The organism is Luteibacter sp. (assembly GCF_036499525.1).
GTDB lineage: Bacteria > Pseudomonadota > Gammaproteobacteria > Xanthomonadales > Rhodanobacteraceae > Luteibacter.
The window spans coordinates 35,773-56,335 of record NZ_DASYDO010000040.1 but is presented as its reverse complement, the minus strand read 5'-3'; the positions used below and the strand labels follow the sequence as shown (position 1 = coordinate 56,335).

At 65.8% G+C, this 20,563-nt stretch carries 17 protein-coding genes; 9 read left to right on the top strand and 8 right to left on the bottom strand.

Annotated elements, in window-relative coordinates; genetic code table 11:
* The 4 genes from VGM71_RS08165 to VGM71_RS08150 all read right to left on the bottom strand — a co-directional run.
* On the bottom strand, positions 1–1,926 hold a 1,926-nt coding region (locus VGM71_RS08165), incomplete at its 3' end, for a DUF6531 domain-containing protein (RefSeq protein WP_331543841.1).
* 299 nt (positions 1,927–2,225) lie between these two features.
* Complete coding sequence (locus tag VGM71_RS08160; RefSeq protein WP_331543839.1) at positions 2,226–3,083, bottom strand: alpha/beta hydrolase; 858 nt, start codon at positions 3,081–3,083, stop codon at positions 2,226–2,228.
* Entirely contained in the window at positions 3,080–5,242 is a 2,163-nt protein-coding gene (locus VGM71_RS08155) for an ATP-binding response regulator (protein ID WP_331543837.1), read from the bottom strand. The genes VGM71_RS08160 and VGM71_RS08155 overlap by 4 nt, the downstream gene beginning before the upstream one ends.
* Positions 5,243–5,312: 70 nt before the next feature.
* Positions 5,313–6,101, bottom strand: a complete 789-nt coding sequence (locus VGM71_RS08150; protein WP_414675107.1) for an exodeoxyribonuclease III — start codon at positions 6,099–6,101, stop codon at positions 5,313–5,315.
* A 461-nt stretch (positions 6,102–6,562) separates the two neighbouring features.
* Here VGM71_RS08150 and VGM71_RS08145 point away from each other — a divergent pair, with 461 nt between their 5' ends.
* Complete coding sequence (locus tag VGM71_RS08145; RefSeq protein ID WP_331543835.1) at positions 6,563–9,589, top strand: TonB-dependent receptor; 3,027 nt, start codon at positions 6,563–6,565, stop codon at positions 9,587–9,589.
* 104 nt (positions 9,590–9,693) lie between these two features.
* On the opposite strand, the gene VGM71_RS08140 is transcribed toward VGM71_RS08145, so the two are convergent.
* On the bottom strand, positions 9,694–10,086 hold the full coding sequence (locus VGM71_RS08140) for a hypothetical protein (RefSeq protein WP_331543833.1): 393 nt from the start codon (positions 10,084–10,086) through the stop codon (positions 9,694–9,696).
* A 144-nt stretch (positions 10,087–10,230) separates the two neighbouring features.
* On the opposite strand from VGM71_RS08140, the gene VGM71_RS08135 reads away from it, so the two are divergent.
* Entirely contained in the window at positions 10,231–11,007 is a 777-nt protein-coding gene (locus VGM71_RS08135; RefSeq protein ID WP_331543831.1) for a ferredoxin--NADP reductase, read from the top strand.
* Here VGM71_RS08135 and VGM71_RS08130 read toward each other — a convergent pair whose 3' ends face one another.
* Positions 11,008–11,670, bottom strand: a complete 663-nt coding sequence (locus tag VGM71_RS08130) for an RIO1 family regulatory kinase/ATPase (RefSeq protein WP_331543829.1) — start codon at positions 11,668–11,670, stop codon at positions 11,008–11,010.
* A gap of 82 nt (positions 11,671–11,752) precedes the next feature.
* Here VGM71_RS08130 and VGM71_RS08125 point away from each other — a divergent pair, with 82 nt between their 5' ends.
* The 3 genes from VGM71_RS08125 (at position 11,753) to VGM71_RS08115 (ending at position 14,840) form a co-directional block, all read left to right on the top strand.
* Entirely contained in the window at positions 11,753–12,520 is a 768-nt protein-coding gene (locus tag VGM71_RS08125; RefSeq protein ID WP_331543828.1) for a DUF3298 and DUF4163 domain-containing protein, read from the top strand.
* Entirely contained in the window at positions 12,520–13,002 is a 483-nt protein-coding gene (locus VGM71_RS08120) for a DUF456 domain-containing protein (RefSeq protein ID WP_331543826.1), read from the top strand. The genes VGM71_RS08125 and VGM71_RS08120 overlap by 1 nt, the downstream gene beginning before the upstream one ends.
* Before the next feature lie 71 nt (positions 13,003–13,073).
* Positions 13,074–14,840 carry a DUF885 domain-containing protein gene (locus VGM71_RS08115; protein WP_331543824.1) on the top strand — a complete coding sequence of 589 codons (1,767 nt, stop codon included), beginning with the start codon at positions 13,074–13,076 and terminating at the stop codon, positions 14,838–14,840.
* A 116-nt stretch (positions 14,841–14,956) separates the two neighbouring features.
* Here VGM71_RS08115 and trhA read toward each other — a convergent pair whose 3' ends face one another.
* Positions 14,957–15,625, bottom strand: coding sequence for a PAQR family membrane homeostasis protein TrhA (gene trhA, locus VGM71_RS08110; protein ID WP_331543821.1), 669 nt, complete (start codon positions 15,623–15,625; stop codon positions 14,957–14,959).
* A 40-nt stretch (positions 15,626–15,665) separates the two neighbouring features.
* Between trhA and VGM71_RS08105 the strand changes: the two genes are divergently transcribed.
* Complete coding sequence (locus tag VGM71_RS08105; protein WP_331543819.1) at positions 15,666–16,547, top strand: universal stress protein; 882 nt, start codon at positions 15,666–15,668, stop codon at positions 16,545–16,547.
* Positions 16,548–16,645: 98 nt separating this feature from the next.
* Here VGM71_RS08105 and VGM71_RS08100 read toward each other — a convergent pair whose 3' ends face one another.
* Entirely contained in the window at positions 16,646–16,930 is a 285-nt protein-coding gene (locus VGM71_RS08100; RefSeq protein WP_331543817.1) for a hypothetical protein, read from the bottom strand.
* 166 nt (positions 16,931–17,096) lie between these two features.
* On the opposite strand from VGM71_RS08100, the gene VGM71_RS08095 reads away from it, so the two are divergent.
* The 3 genes from VGM71_RS08095 to cls are packed head-to-tail and all read left to right on the top strand — an operon-like array spanning position 17,097 to position 20,557.
* On the top strand, positions 17,097–17,672 hold the full coding sequence (locus tag VGM71_RS08095; RefSeq protein WP_331543815.1) for a cysteine dioxygenase family protein: 576 nt from the start codon (positions 17,097–17,099) through the stop codon (positions 17,670–17,672).
* Between the two features lie 46 nt (positions 17,673–17,718).
* On the top strand, positions 17,719–19,113 hold the full coding sequence (locus tag VGM71_RS08090) for an FAD/NAD(P)-binding protein (RefSeq protein ID WP_331543813.1): 1,395 nt from the start codon (positions 17,719–17,721) through the stop codon (positions 19,111–19,113).
* A gap of 22 nt (positions 19,114–19,135) precedes the next feature.
* Positions 19,136–20,557 (top strand): cardiolipin synthase, encoded by a 1,422-nt coding sequence (gene cls, locus VGM71_RS08085; RefSeq protein ID WP_331543811.1) that lies wholly within the window; start codon positions 19,136–19,138, stop codon positions 20,555–20,557.
* The last annotated feature ends 6 nt before the right edge of the window (positions 20,558–20,563 follow it).

Here is a 20,563-nt window from a genome sequence, read left to right as displayed (position 1 = left end):
GCGCGCGGTATAGGTGAAAGCCGTGGTGGCGACGACACCGTCGGGGCGAGTTTCCTTCACGTCCTCCACCCAGCCGCGGGGCGTGTAGGTGGTGGTAAACAACGTACCCTGGGCGTCCTTGCGGGAACGCACCCGCCCCGCCGGGTCATAGCTGAGGATTTCCTCGATGTGGCCAAGCGCGTTCTCGCGCTTCCACAGGTCACCCTGGCGGTAGTCGCACGGACCCGTCGTGCAATTGGCCGCATCGGCAGCGCGGTAGGTGTACGTCGCCAGGATCGCGATCGTGTCGCGGTCGCTGCGCGGGCCTTCTTCATGGATCAGGCGACCGGCCGCATCGTAGGTCAGGCGCCAGATGCGCGAGAGGGTGAGCGGCGCGCCGGGTTGCGTGGGATCGATCGCGCCCCACGCTTCGCGGCCGGTGAGGTTGCCTGCCGCGTCGTAGCTGAAGCGCTCTTCGCGGCCGGGGCCGGTGATGCGCGTGGGCAGGCCTAGCGTGGGATGCCAGGCCGTGGTGATCGTCCGCGCTTGCGGCGTGCCGGCGGCTTCGGTGCGCTCAATCTCGTTGCCCTCGGCGTCGTAGCGGTAGGTGGTGATCTGACCATCGAAGTCGGTGCGACGCGACAGGGTGCCGTCAGGGGCATAAGCCAGCGCGGAACTGGCGGCGCCGCAGCCGGCGCCACCGGGCTGGTCGACGCCGACCAGCCGTCTCGCGCCGCGCACCTCGGCGTAGCGATAACGGTGCACGGCACCCATCGGGCCGGTCACGGCGACCGTGCCGTCGGCTTCTTTCGCCAACTGCACCTTATCTACGCCATTGGCGTGTTCGCTGGCGATGGCGCGCCCGGTGCTGTCGTAGCGGAAGGTGGCGAAGCGCTGCGCCGTTTCATCGTAGATGCCGGTGAGTGCGTGGGGATGGTCGCCACCGGCGAAGGCCACTTCGTTGTAGCGGTAGTCGTGGAAGGTGCCGTCGGCGTAGGTGGCGCGGGCGAGGTCGGCTTCGCGCCCGGCCTCCGCCGCGCCTGCATAGGTATAGGTCACGGCCACGCCGCTACCGTCGCTCACCGAAGCGATGCGCCCCACCGTGTCGTAGGTGACGGTGAGCGTGCGGCCCTGACCGTCCGCGATCTCGACGAGCTTGTCGGTATAACGCAACGTCACGTGCTGCGCCGTACCGGCGCCCATCGCAATAAGCCGGCCCTGGGCGTCGTAGGTTTCGATGGCTTGACCGGGCGCCGGCCGGTAGGTCCAGCCATTGCCTGCACGTAACAACTGGCCACGCGGATCGACGGCGCTCGCGTAATGACCATCCTGTTCGACGAAATCGATGCGCTCGCCGGTGTGGCGCTGAAGACGAATGCCACCGGTGTCGCCTTCGGTGAGGATCGACAATGTGCGGTCGTAAGTGCCGCGCCAGCGGGCGCCCAGTGCGGCCGTGTCGGGCAGAGTCGATACGTCGCTGCGCGCGCCTTCGCCGACGATGCCGCTGTTGTAGTAGCGGTGCCAGGCCAATGGCGAAGCACCCGTGGCGGCGATGTCGATCACTTCCTGGTACTTGTTGCCCAGACTGATGTTGAGCGGGTTACCGGCGCTGGGCCGGGTGGCGCAATCGCCGGGGCCGAGGTCGGCTTGGTAGAGAGTGCCGGGATCGGGCTCCGGAATGCCATCACCGCGACAATACATGACCCCGAAAAAGTCGAGGTATTGGATCGTGTCGTTCGGATAGGGACCGGATTCGACACCTTGGTAGCGGTTGTAGAGTTTGTCCGGTTCCGGGCACCAGAGATATCGGTCGTCGTGTGTGTACCCTAAACCCGGAACTCCCCATGGCCAAACGAAATCGTAACTGACGCTATAGCGCGGGCCATGGAGGCCGGGGTACCGCAATTCGCAGTTGATTTGCCCCTGGTAGGCGCACCACTTCTTCATCAGGTCCTGGGCTGCCTGATCCAGATCGCCTCTGTGATAGGCGGTCGGATAGCCATCAACAGCCACCTGATATAAGTCGAACGGCTCGTATTCACGAGGCGCGGCTTCTTTCGCTCTCAAGGCCGATGAAGCGAGAACGAGCAGGGGTAACGCAAAGAGCGTGCCTTTTTCCATCGCTCGCATGAACCTACCCCTTCCGCTGACATGAGAGCGCGAGTCTAGGTAGGCGAAGTCCGACTGTCTGTCATCCTGAAACAGATACTCGGATTTTTCCGAAAAGTTCTACGCAAAAAAACGTACTAGCGAGCGACACCCATCTCACGCAGGAACACCAGCGAATCGGCCAGCACCCGCGCCGCGGCCGGTGAGCGCTCCGGCGAGGCGAGTACATGCGCCGCATGGTCATAGGCCACGAGACGGCGGCGCGACGGCGGCGTGCCCAGCCAGCTGAACGCCTCGCGCATCGCGGCCACCGAGGTCAACGTGTCGTGATCGCCTTCCCCGCCGTCCCATAGACCGAAGAACACCGGGCAGGCGATCCCGTGCAACCGCTCGGGGCGCATCCATTCCAGGAACAGGCGCGCGATGGCCCGGTACCCATCGGAATGCACTACCGACGACCAGTAGCGACGCTGAAAGGCCGACCGCTCGCCGGGTGGCGCCACGGGGCCCTGCAACAGCACCGCGGCGCGCAGTTGTTCGCGATCGTACACGCGGATGCCGGGAGACCATGCGACCACCGCCTCGATGGCTTCGGGCCGGCGCGCGGCCAGATCGAGCGCAAGCGACGCGCCCATCGATGTCGCTACGAGGACGACGCGTTCACCGAGATGCAGCCCGATGTCCAGCGCCTCGTCGGCATCGGTGCGCCAGCGTTCGGGCGTGATACCCGCCATCGCATCGGGCAGTTCGCTGCCGTGGCCGGTAAGACGATTCAGGAACAGATGTGCCGAGCAGGCGTCGGCAACCGCTCGATGGGCCGGGTCTCCTTCCGCCTGGCTGGCGGTGAAGCCGTGCAGGTAGACGACAGCCAGGGGCTGCCGCATGTGCGGCGTGCCCGGGTGAAAGACGATGCGCGCCTCATTGTCGGGCTTGATGCCCGCGGTCGTGCGCTCGTGCCGGTCGATTCGCGCGGCGAGTTCGTCGAGTTCCGTCACGCGTCGGCCGCCGCGCCAAGGTATTCGCGCTGGGCCGCCACGAAACGATGGACCGATCGCGCCAGGTCGTCGACTTCCACCACGGCGGAGCGCATGTCGCCACCCGCCTCCACGATCACGGCAATGTCGTCGCAGACCCTTCCACCGCCCGGAACGCCGAGATTGCCCAGCACGTTGCGCAGCGCGTGCACGGCTTCCGCCGCCGCAGCCACGTCATGCGTGAGGATTGCGCCACGCAGGCTTTCCAGATGGTTAGCCGCCGTACGCGCGCAGAGTTCGACGAATTCACCGAACTCCTCCCGGCTGCTCAGCGCGCGCATGTCGTCCAGGGGCGTCGAGCCGTCCCGCTCCGCGGCCGGTTCGATGGCGGGCTGCCAGAGGCGCGCGGCATGGTCGAGGCGGCGCTCCTCGGCCACGGCCTCGATCACGTCGAGCATGCGCTGCGCGGCAATCGGTTTGGTGAGGTATGCCCTCGCGCCGGCCTTGAAGGCGATGCGTACCGCGTCGTGGCTTGAATCGGCACTGAGCATCACGATCGGCGGCACGCTTCCCGTACGGCGCGCAATCTCGATCCGGCCCAGCACATCCCAGCCGGAGCTGCCAGGCATGTGCAGGTCCATGAAGATCAGGTCGAAAGACTCGTTCGCCAGGCGCGCCAGCGCTTCGTCGCCACCCGCGCTGAACACCGTAACGTGGCCCGCGCGATCCAGGATACGGCCGACGATCTCGCGATTGGCCGCGTTGTCGTCGACGACGAGGCAACGCTGCGCGGGAACGCGGGCACGGTGTTCGTCGAGCAGGTCCGTGAGGGGCATCTCGGATGCGCTCCGCGCACCGGCCGCCGCCCGAGGCAGCGGGAAACGCCAGCTGAAGATCGCGCCGCCCTTGGGATTGTCTGCGACCTCGAGGCTTCCACGCATTTGCTCGGACACGTTGCGCACGATGTACAGACCGAGTCCCACGCCCTCCTGGCGCCGGCTTTCCCCGGCGCTGAGTTGGTGGAACGGGTCGAAGATGCGCTGCTTGTCCACGTCGGCGATGCCGATACCGGTGTCGGTTACGGTGCAGGCGATGATGGGATCGCGAGCACCGATGCCTTCGGTCAATTCCACGCGCACGTCCACCGACCCGCCCGGGGGCGTGAACTTCAGCGCGTTGGACGCGAGGTTCGACAACACCTGCTCGATACGGCCAGGATCGCCGGTGAAGACGCCATCCACTGAAGCATCGCGGGCAAGGGCGAAGGCGATCCGCTTCTCGGCGGCGAATGGGCGGCAGACCGCACCGACCGTCGCCAGTACCTCGTCGAAGGCGAACGCCTGGTGGCGAAGATTGAAGCTGCCGCCGGCGAACGACGCCACGTCCAGTACCGCATTCACGCGGTGCAGGAGTGCGTTGGCATTGGTCGAAAGCAGCGCGACCAGACCGCGCTGGTCTTCGCTCATCACCGAGGTGTCGATCAGCGACGCGGAATGGATCACCGTGCTTAGCGGCGTCCGCATCTCATGGCTCATCATCGAGATGAAGCGGTGCTGCGCTTCGCGCGAAGCGATCGCCTCGGCGGACACCTCACGCAATGCTTCCATCATCCGGTACAGGGTCATCGGCAGCACGATCACCAGGCCAAGCGCATACAACGCGTAGGCCGGGCGGGAAATCCAGTAGCCGTCGGGCGCTACCACCGCCAGGATCAACACGGAAGCGGCTACCCCCGCGGCGAAAGCGCGGCGGCTGTAGCGCACACCCAGGGCCACGGAGAGGAAGGGCAGTACCGCCGTAAGGGTGATAACCAGCATGAAGGCGGCTTTCAGCAGGATCGCGACGATCACGAAGTTCGCGGCGCTGCCGATGGCGTCGAGGGCGGCATTCCGGCGCAACGACCCGGCCCGTACGCAAAGCATCCACACCGCGCTGAGCACGAAGAGGCCGAGCGCGACGGGGACGACACGCCGCGCTTCGGTCGCCATGGTCGTGGGACCATGCAGCCAGGCGGCGGTCCAGACGACGATGAAGCCGAGGATGACGGTACGCATCAGGGCGACGCGGTACTCGCGGAAGCTGGCCACGATGCGGTCGATGCGGGGGTTGCGCAGCCGCGCGGCGACCTCGCCGAGCATTACCGGTTCGGCGCGCCTTCCGCTGCCGTCATCGATCTTCATGTACTGCCTGGTCCGGCTTCCCCGATAACGTCCTAGTCTAGTAAGTCTGCCGCCCGTGGCAACCCCAGGCTCAGGCCTTCTTGCGACTGCGTTTCAGTTCCACCCAGGTGGGCGCATGGTCGCTCGCCTTCGGCCTGTCGCGCACCCAGCGATCCACGTTCGCGTCCTTCAGCCGGCCGGCCAGGACGGGCGCCAGCAACAGGTGGTCGATCCGCAGGCCACGATCGCGGGGCCAGTGCTGGCGAAAATAGTCCCAGAACGTATAGATGCACTCGTCGGGATGGCGCTCGCGCAAGGCGTCGGTCCACCCCTGGGCCAAGAGGCGCGCATAGGCGTCGCGGCTTTCCGGTTGCAGCAGGGCGTCGCGCCGCCAGTGCTTCGGATCGTAGATGTCCTCGTCGGTGGGCACCACGTTGTAGTCGCCGGCAAGCACGACGGGCTGCCCTGAATCGAGCAGTTTCTGTGCGTGGCGCAGGAAGCGTTCGAACCAGGCGAGCTTGTATTCGAACTTCGGACCGGGCCAGGGGTTGCCGTTGGGCAGATAAAGGCAGCCAACCAGGATGCCATGCGCCATCGCTTCGAGATAACGGCTTTGCGTGTCCTTCGCATCACCGGGAAGGCCGCGGCGGCTCTCCACCGGATCCACGCCCTTGGCGAGGACGGCCACACCGTTCCAGGACGCCTGGCCCGCCCATAGCGCGCCGTAACCCGCGTCGTTGATCGCGCCGATCGGAAAGCCGTGGTCCGCCGCCTTCAACTCCTGGAGGCAGGCGATGTCGGGCGCCTCGCGCTCCAGCCACTCAAGAAGGTTTGGCAGCCGGGACCGGATGCCGTTGACGTTGTAGGTGGCGATTTTCATCGCGCGACTTTCGGGCAGTCGAAGTGGAGGAAGAGTGAGCGGCACCGGATGGGTTGGCACGACATTTGCCTCGATCCAAAACCGTTCCTTAAGACCGGCGCGGCACGTTCTCGGCCACAATCTTTTACGAAGCGCGTGCAGCGGGTCAGTGCGCGTTTTCGGCAAGCTTTTTCGAAGCGATAAATTCGCGCAATTACCTATAGTTACCATGATTTATGCTGCATTGCAGTGTCGCACGCGTTTGAATTCGCCACGCCCTGTGCTTCGATTCGGGCCGCTGGACAACCCTCTCGACGTGCTGTAAACCTTCGATTCATTCCATTTGGATCGAGGCAAATGGATGCAAGGCGACGGAGCGCGGGAGGGGTCTTCGAGGGCTCCATATCGTATGTGCCGGGCGGGGGCCCGGACCGCGTTTCCCGCGTGATCGTCATTTCAGGGCATCACTTTTCGGGGAAAGCATGAAGAAGCAGTATCTCTCTCGCAGGAGCGCACTCGCACTGGCGGTCTGCACTTGCCTGAGCGGCGTTTCGAGCGTTTACGCGCAGTCCACCACCGGCGCCATCAATGGCTCGGCTCCGGCGGCGGCGAATGAAACCATCGTGATCGAGAGCGGCACGGGCTTCCGCCGCGAGGTGCAGGTCGACGCGCGCGGCCGCTACGCCGTCTCCCAGCTGCCCCTGGGCACCTACACGGTGACCCTGATGCGCGACGGTTCCGCCGTCGATTCGCGCAAGAACGTCGCACTTCGCGTCGGCGCGAGCACCGACGTGTCGTTCAATGCCGCACCGGCCACCGCGGCCAGTGCCGAAAGCCTGGAAGGCGTGACCGTCACCGGTACCGCCCTGCCCAGTATCGACGTGACCGCCGTCGACTCGCGCACAGTCATCACCTCCGAGCAGCTTGCCAGGATTCCGCTCGGACGCTCGGCCGAAGACATCGCCCGCCTCGCACCCGGCGTGGTCAACAACGGCGGTGGCTTCACCAGCGACACCGGCCACTCGGTCGCCAGCTTCGGCGGCGCCGCGGCGAACGAGAACGCGTACTACGTCAACGGTTTCAACACCACCGACCCGCTCAACGCCCTCGGCGGCCTGCAGCTCCCCTACGGCGCGATCGACCAGCAGGAGGTCTATACCGGCGGTTACAGCGCGCAGTACGGCCGCTCCGATGGCGGCGTGATCAACCAGGTGGGTAAGCGCGGCACCAATGAGTGGCATTTCGGAGCGCAGATGCTCTGGGAGCCGGCATGGGCGCGCGCCTCGGGTCCGAACCTGCACTACGCCAACACGCCGGAATCGGCACCGGCCGGCGACCTGTACCAGCCGAAGAGCCAGGCCGACAAGTGGACCACCACGGTCAGCGCCTACGCCAGCGGTCCGCTCATCAAGGACAAGCTGTTCTTCTTCCTGGCGGGCGAGTTCGAGAAGCAGGGTCAGCGCAACGTCAATCCTGTGGGTAACAACACCCCGGCCTCGACCAACGATTACCGTAATCCGCGCTGGTACGGCAAGCTCGACTGGAACATCAACGACAGCAACATCCTCGAACTCACCAGCGCCGGCGACAAGCGCGAAGGCTCAGGCACCCGCTACGGCTACGACTACGCCAATCTCTCGCGAACGGCGCGCATCGGCGATGTCAACGACACCAAGACCGGCGGCGACCTCTGGGTGGCCAAATACACGGGCTATATCACGGACAACCTCACCGTGAGCGCCATGTACGGCAAGATGTCGAGCAAGAACTACGACCAGCCGACTGAGTACGATCCGGACCTGATCCGCGTCGACAACCCCGTGCGCCAGAATCCTGCGCTCAACGGTGGTAACCCGATCCAGAACACCCAGGTCGGCGACATCAGCTCGCCGGGACGCGGCAACAAGGCGACCAACTTCCGCTTCGACGTCGCGTACGTTCTGGGCGACCACACGATCTCGGTCGGTATCGACAACGTGCGTTCGCGCGTGGAGGACTTTGGCACGCAGAGCCCAGGCCCTGGCTACGTCTGGGCCTATGGCCACTCCGACGACCCGATGGAAGCCATCGACAATACGCCGGGGCGCAACTTCGTGCCGGCACCAGGGCTCTTCCCGAACGGGGAAGGCGGCTACTTCGTCAGTAGGAACGTCGTCAACAACCTGGTCGACGTGCGTTCCGACCAGAAGGCGCAGTACATCGAAGACAAGTGGCAGATCAACGATCGCTTGCTGCTGTCCATCGGTCTGCGCAACGACCAGTTCACCGACTACAACCAGTTCGGCGAGCCCTTCATCAAGCAGACGCGTCCGCAGTGGGCGCCTCGCCTCGGTGCTTCGTGGGACGTGAACGGTGACGGGAGCTTCAAGGTCTACGCCAACGCCGGCCGCTACTACCTCGGCCTGCCGCTCAATCCGGCAACGGGCGCGGCCGCCGGTTACACCGCCACACAGCAGTACTTCACCTATTCAGGCATCGACCCGGTAACCGGCAATCCGACCGGCCTGACCCAGTTCAGCGGCGTGGTCTCGGGCAACAACTCCTACGGCATCCCGCCCGACCCACGTACGGTTGCCGCGAAGGACCTGAAGTCGGAGAACCAGGACGAATTCATCCTTGGCTTCGACAAGACCTTCAACGAAAACTGGAACTACGGCGTCAAGCTGACCCAGCGCAAACTCAATGCGGTGATCGACGACTTCTGCGACATCGACGTCGTCACGAACAAAGCGACCGCACTCGGCTACACCGTCGGCTCGACGAACAGCTGCTACCTCGTCAACGGCGGCCATTCGAACAAGTTCACGCTCATCGATTCGGCGGGCAACCCGTTCGTCGTGCCGCTCAACCGAGAAGAAATGGGCATGCCGAAGACCAAGCGCCGTTACCTCAGCGCCGAGTTCTACGCCGAGCACCAGTTCGATGGCACGTGGTACGGCAAGTTCGACTACGTGTGGTCGCATTCCTACGGCAATACGGAAGGCCAGGCCCGTACCGATACGCGCCAGTCGGGTGCCGCGGGCAGCGTGGACTGGGATAACCACTGGGTAATGGACTACGCCAACGGCCCGCTCGGCAACGACCACACGCATGTGTTCAAGGCTTATGGCTACTGGCAATTCGCCCCCGAGTGGCAGGTGTCCGGCAACCTCCAGGCGATCTCCGGCGCGCCGGAAGTCTGTCTTGGCTATTGGGGCCCGAACCAGGACGACGTTGCGCACTACGGCAGCTCGTACCACTGGTGCGACGGCGAGCCGTCACCGCCGGGAGACAAGGGTCGCCTGCCGTGGACCTTCCAGCTCGACCTTGGCGTGACCTACCGGCCGGAATGGGCGGGCTCGAAGCTGGCGTTCTCCGCGAACGTCTTCAACGTGCTCAACCAGCAGCGTCCGACGTTCCGCTATCCGACCGAGTTCGAGAACCGCGGTACGCCGCATCCGATCTACCGCGTCCCGCTGTACACCCAGGACCCGCGTTACGCCCGCCTGGCGGTCAGCTACGACTTCTAAGGTCGATCAAACCAAGCAAGATCCCTGTGTGACACTTGCGCCCCTCTACGGGAACCGGCTCCTCCCCAGTCGGTTCCCGTAGACCGGGCGCTTCTTTTTTTACCTCAGCGCGCCTCGCCCGAGGCGGCGACCACTCTTTCCATATAGCCGAGTACGTCCGCCACCGGGAGATCGAAGATGCCCGCGTCGCCGTTGTCGTACGCCTGGCGCCAGACGCCATAGCCGTCGCGCCAGCTTTCTTCCGCGTCTGCCTCGCCTTCGACCTGAAGGAGGCTCGCGTCGAGGCTCTTGCGTGACACGGCGGCATGGTGCATCGCGGGCTGCAGACCGCCCGGAAGCCGGTGGTTGCGCAGCTTCACGTTCAGGATGGAGACGTGGAAGACCTCGCCATCTTCCGGCTCGTGGTCGATCCGGCGGATGGCCACGCGGGAAGCCTCCTCACCGGCGCGGGTACGGTAGATCCACGCCTGGCCTACGGCGTAGTCGGGCTTGCTCACCAGTGTTTCTCCTTAATCCTGCGGACAACTCATATCTTAGTGCAGGCTTAGCGCCGGACGCCCGTCGCCAAGATGCCTTAAACTTGCCACCCATGAGCGCGCACCCACCGGTGCGACGCGACGTCTTTGAGGTTCAAGCAAACCATGGTGGCACTGGCGACCGAGCACGTCATCGACGTGCACCACTGGAACGACAGCCTGTTCAGCTTCCGCACCACGCGCGACCCGGGGTTCCGGTTCGAAAGCGGGCATTTCGTGATGATCGGCCTGGAGGTCGAAGGCCGGCCGCTGATGCGCGCCTATTCGATCGCCAGCGCGCATTACGAAGAGCACCTGGAATTCTTCAGCATCAAGGTGCAGGAGGGTCCGCTGACCTCGCGGCTCCAGCATCTGAAGCCGGGCGATCCCGTCATCGTCAGCCGCAAGCCCACAGGCACCCTGGTCCTCAACGACCTGAAGCCGGGCAAGCGCCTGTACCTGCTTGGCACCGGCACGGGTCTGGCCCCGTTCCTCTCGATCATCCGCGATCCGGATACCTACGAGCGCTTCGACAAGGTGATACTCGCGCACGGCGTCCGCCACGTGAACGACCTCGCTTACTCGGATTACATCGAGAACGCGTTGCCGAATCACGAATACCTGCGGGATCTGGTCCGCGAGAAGCTGGTCTATTACCCCACCATCACCCGCGAGCCCTTCCGCAACCGGGGGCGCATCACCGATGCCATCGCAGACGGTGAGTTAGCCCGCGCCACTGGGCTCCCGCAGCTGAATCCGGCAGAAGACCGCGTGATGCTGTGCGGCAGCCCTTCGATGCTGGACGATATCTGCGTATTGCTCGATGGCGAAGGTTTCGAGGCGTCGCCGCGCACGCGCGAGCCAGGCGACTATGTGATCGAACGAGCCTTCGTCGAGAAGTGATCAGCGCCTGATGCGGCCCTGGCCTTCGTTATCCCAGTAGCCGAAGATGCGCCGGGCGATGAGCTTGTAAAGACGTTTGCCGGTCGCGCGCCATAGTCGCGAGTGCGCCGCGGGTCGGGCCAGCATCGCCCGCTGCCTCGCGGAGAGGCGTTCCGGAGCATAGGTACGCTTATGCTTCAACAGGTGGCGCAGGTCCTCTCGCGCCAGCAGGCGGAACAGTGGCCCCCGGCGACCGCGGGTCCAGGCGATCTGGAAATCCACCAGACCCGGTGTACCGTCCTCTCGCACCAGCCAGTTCGGTTCCTTGGCCAGGTCGTTATGCACGATGCCGTGACGATGCAGCACGGCCAGCAATCGCAGCGCGGCACGGTAATAAGCAGGGTCCATCGGCTTGCCGAGCTGCATGGGCTGGCCCGCCATGTAGCTGCGCTCCAGCACATGCCCATTCCATGCCAGCAGGCGCGGCACGCCGTCCACGCCTTCGAGCTTCGCGAGAGCACGTGCCTCCCGCGCGGCGGCGCGCCGGGCGAACCAGCGAGCCCACCAGCGGGCCGCACCGATATCGCGCCGGATCAGCGAGACGCCATCGCGCCGGACATGCTCGATGCGGCCGAGTTCGTCGGCCTTGAGCAGGGTGATGGATTCCGTCGTCGCGGTATGCACGCTCTTCCTTCGATACGTTGACACGCTCTCCGCCTTCCGAAAGCTACGCTAAGATGCGGACTTCGCAGGGAGAGAACGCACGATGCTGCTGCGACATATCCTGTCGCTGGTTTTCGCCACGGCCGGCCTGACCGCCTGCCGCGATGCCGACCAGGCGAACGGAGCGGACACGCCACCGCCCGCACGGGCCGGTGTCGACAAGCATACCCAATCGGCGTACGAAGGCCTCTACACGATGGAACTGAAGCTTCCCGAGCTGCCGCTGGCAGCCGGGGAACTGCGCGATACCATCGATCGTTACGTGGACCGGCAGAAGCGCGATTTCCTCTCCAGCCTGGAGTCGCCCGCTGCCCGCGCACGGGCCCGCGAGCTACCCTGGGACCTGGACCTCGACATCGCCGTCGCGTCGCGTACCGACCGCTTCATCAATGTGCAGGTAGACGGCTCGGCCTTCACGGGCGGAGCCCACCCCGCGCCGATCGTCGACAGCTTCACCTTCGACCTGGAGGAAAAGCGGGTCGTGGGCATCGACGACCTCTTCGCCGATCCGCGGGCTGCCGAGGCGGCTTTCGCCACGGAAGCGCGGCGGCAGCTGCTCACCGCTCTCGATGACCAGGACGAACCGCTGGCCTCGAACAGCGAACAGATCGACGATGGCACCGCGCCCGGCAAGGACCGATATCGCGTGTTCAGCCTGCTCGTGGGCGCGGACAACAAAGTACATGGCCTCACCTTCATCTTCCCGCCCTATCAGGTGGCCTCTTATGCCGCAGGCCCGCAGGCCGTCGACGTACCCAGCGAAGCCTTCGCCACCTACCTGAAACCCGAGTACCGCGAGGCATTCCGCTGATGGACCTGGTCCTTTACCTGCTCGCCGCCACGCTCGTCGTCGGTGGCGTGGCGGGCGCTGTCTTGCCGGTGCTGCCCGGCATCCCCATGATCTTCGGCGGCATCTGGCTGGCCGCCGCGGTGGACGAGTACCGCCACCTCGGCTGGGGCTGGCTGGTGGCCATCGGCATCGTGGGCGCCGCCGGTGTCGCGTTGGATTTCTTCTCGGCATCGCTGGGGGCGAAGAAGATCGGCGCGAGTCCGCGCGCCCTGTGGGGCGCGGCGGTCGGCACGATCGCCGGCATGTTCTTCGGCATCCCGGGCCTGATCGTCGGGCCGTTCGCGGGAGCCATGGCCGGCGAACTCTGGTCGGGAACAAGCGTCCTGCGCTCCGCGCACGTCGGCGTGGGCACATGGGTGGGCATGCTGGTGGGCATCCTCGCCAAGGTGGTGATCTCCTTTCTCATGATCGGCATGGCCGGCCTCGCCCTGCTTTTCAGCTGACCTCCACTAGTCCCATTGGCGTGCTGTGTGCGTAGCGGCTAGTCTCGGCGGACTACCACGGGGAGATACGCATGTTCCGACGACTCACGCTCGCCGCCGCCGTCACGCTGGCGGGTGGCTGTCTGCACGCCGAGACCGCCAACCAGCCGGCCTGGATCGCCCGCAGCAATGCCGATGCGCAGCCGCTGCTCGACGTCACCGCCCGCTTCAGCCCCGAATCCGCGACTGAGATCGGCGTGAAAGGTTTCGACGAGAAAACGATCGACCTTGGTCCCGACGTGGACAAGCGCCAGCGTGCCGCCCTCGTCCAGGTGCGCGGCACCGTGAACAAGCGCCTTGCCGAAGAGAAAGACCCGAACGTGAAGCAGGATCTTCAGATCCTGCTCAAGCAGATCGATGGAAGCATCAAGGGCATCGACCTCAACGACAAATACCTTCTGCCATGGTTCGACGCAGGGCAGATCGTCTTCGGCGGCGAATTCTCGCTGCTCAACGCGGAGAGCAAGCCCGAGCAGAACAAGGCCGCCCTCGGTCGCCTGAAGTGCTACGTGGGCATGATGGCGGGCTGCACCGCCCTGGTGGACCAGGCGAAAGCCCGCACCACCGAGAAACTCGGCGACAAGTCGTTGCTCGGGCCGGTCAAGGCCGACGTGGAGCAGAAGCTCGGCAACACGCAGCGTTACGTCGACGGTATCCGCAAGCTGTTCGCGGAAAAGAAGGTCGCCGGTACCGACGAAGCCATGGCGAAGCTCGACCAGCAACTCAAGGACTACAACGCCTGGGTGAAGAAGGTCGTGCTGCCGCGCGCCCGTACCGACTTCCGCCTGCCCGAGCCACTGTATGCGTACAACCTCGAGCAGGTCGGCCTCGACATTTCCCCGCGTGAACTCATCGATCGCGCGCAACTGGAATTCATGGAGACCACCTATGCGATGCAGATGCTGGCGCCCGTGGTCGCCAGGGCCGAAGGTCTTCCGGATGGCGATTATCGCGACGTGCTCAGGGCGCTGAAGAAGAAGCAGCTCGCGAAGGACAAGGTAGAGCCGGCCTACCACGCCGTGATCGGCAAGATCGAGGACACCATCCGCAAGCAGCGCATCGTGGAACTGCCCAAGCGCGAGATGGCGATGCGCCTTGCATCGGAAGCCGAGAACGCGCGCACGCCGGCACCGCACATGGATCCCCCGCCCTTCATCGGCAACACCGGCCAGCGCGGCACCTTCGTGCTGACCACGGGCAATCCGCCGGCGGATGGCGATAAGACCCAGATGTATGACGATTTCACCTTCGAAGCCGCCGCCTGGACGCTCACCGCCCACGAAGGCCGCCCGGGCCACGAACTGCAGTTCGCGGCCATGGTGGAACAGGGCGTGTCGCTCACTCGCAGCCTGTTCGCCTTCAACAGCGTGAACGTGGAGGGCTGGGCGCTCTACGCCGAAGCGGAAATGATGCCGTATGAGCCGCCCGCTGGGCAGTTCATCGCCTTGCAGTTCCGCCTGCTGCGCGCGGCGCGCGCCTTCCTCGATCCGATGCTCAACCTCGGGATGGTGACGCGCGACCGTGCGCACGAGATCCTCGTGCACGATGTGGGCCTGTCGGAGCCGATGGCCCGCCAGGAACTGGATCGCTACACCCTGAACTCGCCCGGCCAGGCCACGGCGTATTTCTACGGATATACGCGCATCCTGGAACTGCGCGCGGAAACGCAGACGCGCCTCGGCGACAAGTTCGACCGCAAGGCGTTCAACGATTTCCTGATCGCACAGGGTTTATTGCCGCCGGACCTGCTGGCAGAGGCGGTGCGCACGCGGTTCATTCCGTCGCAGGAAAAAAAATAGGTCATGTAGGAGCGCGCCCTGCGCGCGACATGTTTTGGGGCCACGACCCGGAACTGGCGCGCCAGCCTGAAGACTGGCGCGAAAACATGTCGCGCGCAGGGCGCGCTCCTACCGGGTCAACGCCCCGCGGGCGCGTCGGGGATGACGTAAAGCAACACCGCAAGGTAATGCAGCACGCTGCCGGCCAGCACGAAGAAGTGCCAGATCGCGTGGTGGTACGGCAGCTTCCGCGCCATGTAGAACGGCACGCCGGCCGTATAGGCCACGCCGCCGCCGAACAGCAGCAGGAGGCCCCCGGAAGGCAGGTTGGTCCGTAACGGCTCGATGGCCACCACCGCCACCCAGCCCATCACCACGTACACGGCCACCGCGGCCTTGCGGTAGCGTTTGAGCATGCCCAGTTCCGCCGCGCTGCCCAGGATCGCGAGCGTCCAGATGGTGCCGAACAAGCCCCAGCCCCAGGCGCCCGGCAAGGCCAGCAGGGTGAACGGCGTATAGGTGCCGGCGATCAGCAGGAAGATGGCGATGTGGTCCAGCGTGCGCAGGATGCGCTTGGGCATCTCGCCCGGCACCGAGTGGTAAAGCGTCGACGCCGTATAGAGCAGGATCAGCGTGGTGCCGAACACGGAACTGGCAACGACCGCGCGGGCGCCGCCGTGCATGGCCGAAAACGCCACGAGCACGGCCAGCCCGGCGATGCTGAGCATGAGTCCGATGCCGTGGATCACGCTGCTGGCGATTTCTTCCCCCAAGGGGTACCGGGGCTGCGCGCTGTCGATAGCCATGGCTGCTCCGTGGGAAGGATTCGGCCGTCGAGGTTAACCGATGACCAGCGATCCGCCCATTGACCGCGCCGTCCCCGCCGTTGTTCCATGGGCCATGCTCCTCGAACTGCTCGTGCACATCGCTCGTCTCCCGCCTCAGGGCGCTGGTCTCCGGGCCGCGCTGGCCATCGCTGCTCGCCTGGGGGCGCGTCTGGATGCGTTGCACGTGGTGGACCTGCCCGCCGCGGCCTACACCGTGCCCGAAGCGGTGCCGATGCAACTCGACGCGGTACGCCAGCGGGCGAACGACGCCAAGGCCGTCGCAGGCGACTGGGCCGCCTTGCTCGCTTCACGCCACCTCGAGGGCAAGTGGCGTGTGGGCAACGGCGACACGGTATCGCTGCTCGCGCACGCGTCGGCGGGCTACGACCTTATCGTGATGGAGCGTTCCTCGACCATGCGCGGCGATGCGCCGGTAGGCTTCGGTGTGGTGTCGCGCACCGTGTTCGCGTCGAGCCGGGGCGTGCTCGTAGTGCCCGAAGCCGCGCCGGTGGAAACCCTTGGCGAGCACGTGCTCGTGGCCTGGAGTGGCAGCCGCGAATCCGCCCTCGCGGTTCGCTCCTCGTTACCCATGTTGCGCAAGGCGAGCCGGGTCACCGTCATCGACGGCAGCCGGGACGAGGACGTCGGCACCTGCGCCCTGCCCGATACCGACATCTGCGGCTGGCTGGACTCGCACGGCGTCAAGGCGGATGTCCGCCGTCTCGACGAGAAAGCCTTCGCTGCGCCGGGCCCGGCACTGCTCGACATGGCGCACGCGGAAGGCGCCGACCTGATCGTCATGGGTGCATGGGGCCGCTCGCGCCTCTCCGAGATGGTGTTGGGGGGAACCACACGGTTCCTCTTCATGCAGTCCGACGTGCCGATGCTTGTTGCGCATTAAGGTCGCGGATCGTCCTTGTGGGAAGCGCGCTGGCGCGCGATGGGGCCTGAGGAGCGCCCGTCCAACGCCAGCGTGCTTCCCGCTCGCTCCCTGGTCCCTTAGCGCTGCATTACTACGACGTCCGGTTTGCGGGTGGCCCGGGCGATAGCCCAGACGATCAGGGCCAGCAGGCCCACCGGCAGCAGGATCGGTAGCAAGGCCAACGCGATCACGGGAGCCGCGGCCAGCATCACCACGCCGCCGATCACGGCGCCCATGACGGTGGCGACGAGACTGAACATCCCGCCGATGATGCCGAAAACCAGCTTCATCACGGTGCCGACGACGGCGAAGACAAGCCAGAAGCCGACGGCGAGGACGACGAGCGAGGTGAGGAAGAACATGGCAGGACTCTCCGTGGTCGGGACGACCGCCCCGGGGGTGGCGATCGCAGGTTCGATGCCCTGATCCGTGAAAGGGTTTAAGGCCTTCCTGAAAGCCCGGGGTTACGACCCTTTAACGACCCGCGTGGTCCACTCCCCGCCAGTTGAATCCAGTGGGCGGCCCTCCATGGGTAAGCGTTTTTCCATCATCAGGACCTTGCGGGACATCGCGTTCGACCTGTCGGACGTGGCGCATCCGGACCTCGCCTCCATGGGGCGCGAGATCGGTGGCATCCTGCACGGCCGCAGCGCGGAGCTGGCCTCCACGCTGGGCCCGCTGCGCGAGCGGCGGCGCGGCTTCGAGCGGTGGCTCCTCGCCGAACGCGCCCGTCCGCCGGTGAGCGTGCTGGTGCTGGCCTGGCCGCCCGGCTATGCCACGCCGGTGCACGATCATGGCGGGCTCTGGGGGCTCGAGGCCACCATCTCCGGTGCGCTCGAGGTCGAATCCTTCGACAAGGACGCCGACCATTCGCTGCGCAGCATCGGCCGCACCTGGCTGGGTCCCGGCGATGCCACCTGGTTCGAAGCCACCGACGACCATGCCCACCGCTGCCGCAATTTGTCGCGGCATGACACGGCGCTCACGCTTCACGTGTACGGTGGCGATCTGGCACAGTACCTCGCGTATGAGCAGCCCGGTCCCTCCGGACACTGGATCGCACGACCGAGGCAATGGATCATCGCGGGACGCCTGACGGCCTGACGGTCTCACGGCCCTCCACCCCAACCCCCGGGCGAAGGACCAAAGCATGTTTCATAAAGTCGCCATCATCGGCGGTGGCGCGGCAGCGGCGACGCTGGCAAGCGAGTTGCTGGAGCGTCGCACTCATCATCCGCTTCACCTGGACTGGTACACCGGCGGCCCGGAACCGGGCCGCGGCGTCGCGTACGGCACTGCCTCGCACCGCCACCTCCTCAACGTCCGTGCCGCCTCCATGGGCATGTTCGCCAGCAAGCCCGGCGGCTTCCTCGACTACGCGCAATCCCTGGATCCCTCGGTGAAGGGGTCGGAGTTCCTTCCACGCCGCATGTACGGAGACTTCCTGCAGTCGCGGGTGGAACAGGCCGTGAAGAACGCGGGGTCGTTCGGCCACGACGTGAACCTGGTGCCGTTCACCGCGGAATCGATCATCCCGGCCGAGGACGGCGTCGTCATCGGATACGGCGACGAAACCTCGCGCGCCGACGCCGTGGTGCTGGCGATCGGTTCGTTGCCGCCCCGCCCATTGCCGGGCGTCGAGGATGCCGCGATCGCCAGCGGACGCTACGTCACCGATCCATGGCCTTTCCTTGCCTCCGCGGAACCCGACGACCGTCCGTTGCGGGTCCTGGTCATCGGTCTCGGCCTGACCGCGGTCGACGTCCTGCTTGAGCTGTCGGCGCGCTGGCCGAATGCGCATTTCGACGCGCTGTCGCGCCATGGCAAGCTCCCGGAACCGCACCTCGCCGCCGCATCGGCGCCACACGACGACGGCGGCGAGCTGATCGAATCGATGCGCGAAGATCCGAACCTGCGCGTCTGGATGCGACGCCTGCGCGATGTGGCCGAGCTTGCCGAAGACTGGCGCACGGTGGTCGATGGCATGCGACCGCATACGCAATCGTTGTGGCGAGACCTGCCGGCACATGAGCGCGCACGTTTCCTGCGCCACGCCCGCTGGGCATGGGAGCGCGCGCGGCACCGGATGCCGCCGCAGGTGGCCGCCCAGGTCGCGCAACTCGAGGCCGCGGGGCGGTTCACGCGATCGCGTGGGCGCATGCGCTCGGTGCACCTGTCGCCGGAAGGGGTTCTCGATGTCGTGCACGCCCTGCCTGTCAATGGCGAATCGGTGGACGCCTACGATGTCGTGATCCAGACGGTAGGCCTCAACACCGACACGCAACGCACGGAACACCGGCTTGTTCGCCAGCTGGTGATCGATGGCATCGTCACCCCGGATCCCCTTGGCATGGGCTTCGCCGCCGTACCGGACGGCCACCTGCTCGACGGAAACGGCAAGCCGCGCCCGAACATGTTCGCCATCGGCAGCCTGTTGCGCGGTGCGCTCTGGGAGTCGACGGCGATGCCCGAAATCCGCAAGCAGGCCCAGGGCGTGGCGGACATGCTCCTGGCGGAAGAAAGCCGGCGCGTCGCAGCGAGGTAACGCACATGGAGACCGGGCGCGCATGATCGCCAGCCTGGTCGCCATCGCGGCGCTCTGCCTGCACATCGCGGGTGTATTCGCCGCCATGCATGCGGTGATGCATACGCGCACGGCGCAAGGCGCCTTCGCCTGGGTGCTGGGCCTGGTGCTGCTCCCCTACGTCACGCTGGTGCCCTATCTGTTCCTGGGCGCCAGCCACTTCGGCGGCTACGTCGACCTGCACCGCCAGCGCCAGGCCCGCTTCTTCATGCTCCACGAGGAAGCGCTGCATCATGGGCAGCTGGGCCTGCTGGCGCATTCCATGCCCGTGCAGGACCCGCGCTACGACGCTATCGGAAGGATGCTGCAGACGGCCATGCACGATGGCAACGCCCTGCTCCTCCACGTGGATGGCGAGGCCGCGTTCACCGCCATGTTCGCCGCCATCGCGCGCGCCGAGCGCTACGTGCTCGTGCAGTTCTTCATCATCCACGACGACGTGCTGGGGCGCCGGCTGCGCGACGCGCTGCTCGAACGGGTGGCGGCCGGCGTCGAGGTCTGCCTGCTATACGACAGCATTGGAAGCCACGCGCTCGACGACGGCTACGTGGACCGGTTGCGTGCTGGCGGGGTACTCGTACGGCGCTTCGCCACGCGGCGCTGGCGTAACCGCTTTCAGCTCAATTTCCGCAACCACCGGAAGGTGCTGGTGGTGGACGGCGTACGCGGGTTCGTCGGCGGACTCAACGCGGGCGACGAATACCTGGGCATGAAACCGCCGCTGGCACCGTGGCGCGACACGCACATGCAGATCGAAGGCCCGGCCGTCGCCGACCTGCAACGCGTGTTCGCGGAAGACTGGTATTGGGTCACCGGCGAACGCCCGCCCTCGTCGCCGCCGCCCGAACGTTGCGGACGCGCGGCGACGATGATCGTCGCCACCGGCCCCGCCGATCGCCAGGAAAGCTGCTCCCTCTTCTTCACCCAGGCGATCCAGGCCGCGACGAAGCGGGTGTGGATCACCACGCCGTACTTCGTTCCCGACCAGGCCGTCTTCGGTGTGCTACGGCTGGCCGTGTTCCGCGGGGTGGACGTGCGCATCCTCATCCCCTGCCGCCCGGACCATCGCACCGTGTTCATGGCGTCCACGCTGTACGCGCATGAAGCCACCCTGGCGGGCATCCGCATCTTCCGTTACCGGCAAGGCTTCCTGCACCAGAAAGTGATGCTTATCGACGACGATACCGCCGTGGTCGGCAGCATGAACCTCGACAACCGCAGCTTCCGTCTCAATTTCGAGATCGCCGCGCTGAACGTCGACCGGGCGTTCGCGCTTTCCGTGGAAGCCATGCTGGAGGACGACTTCGCCAACAGCGACGAAGTCAATCCGAACGACTACCGCCGGCTCGCTTACTTCCGCCGCGTGGCGCTGCATGTCGCCCGCCTCTTCGACCCCATCCTCTGAAAGGTC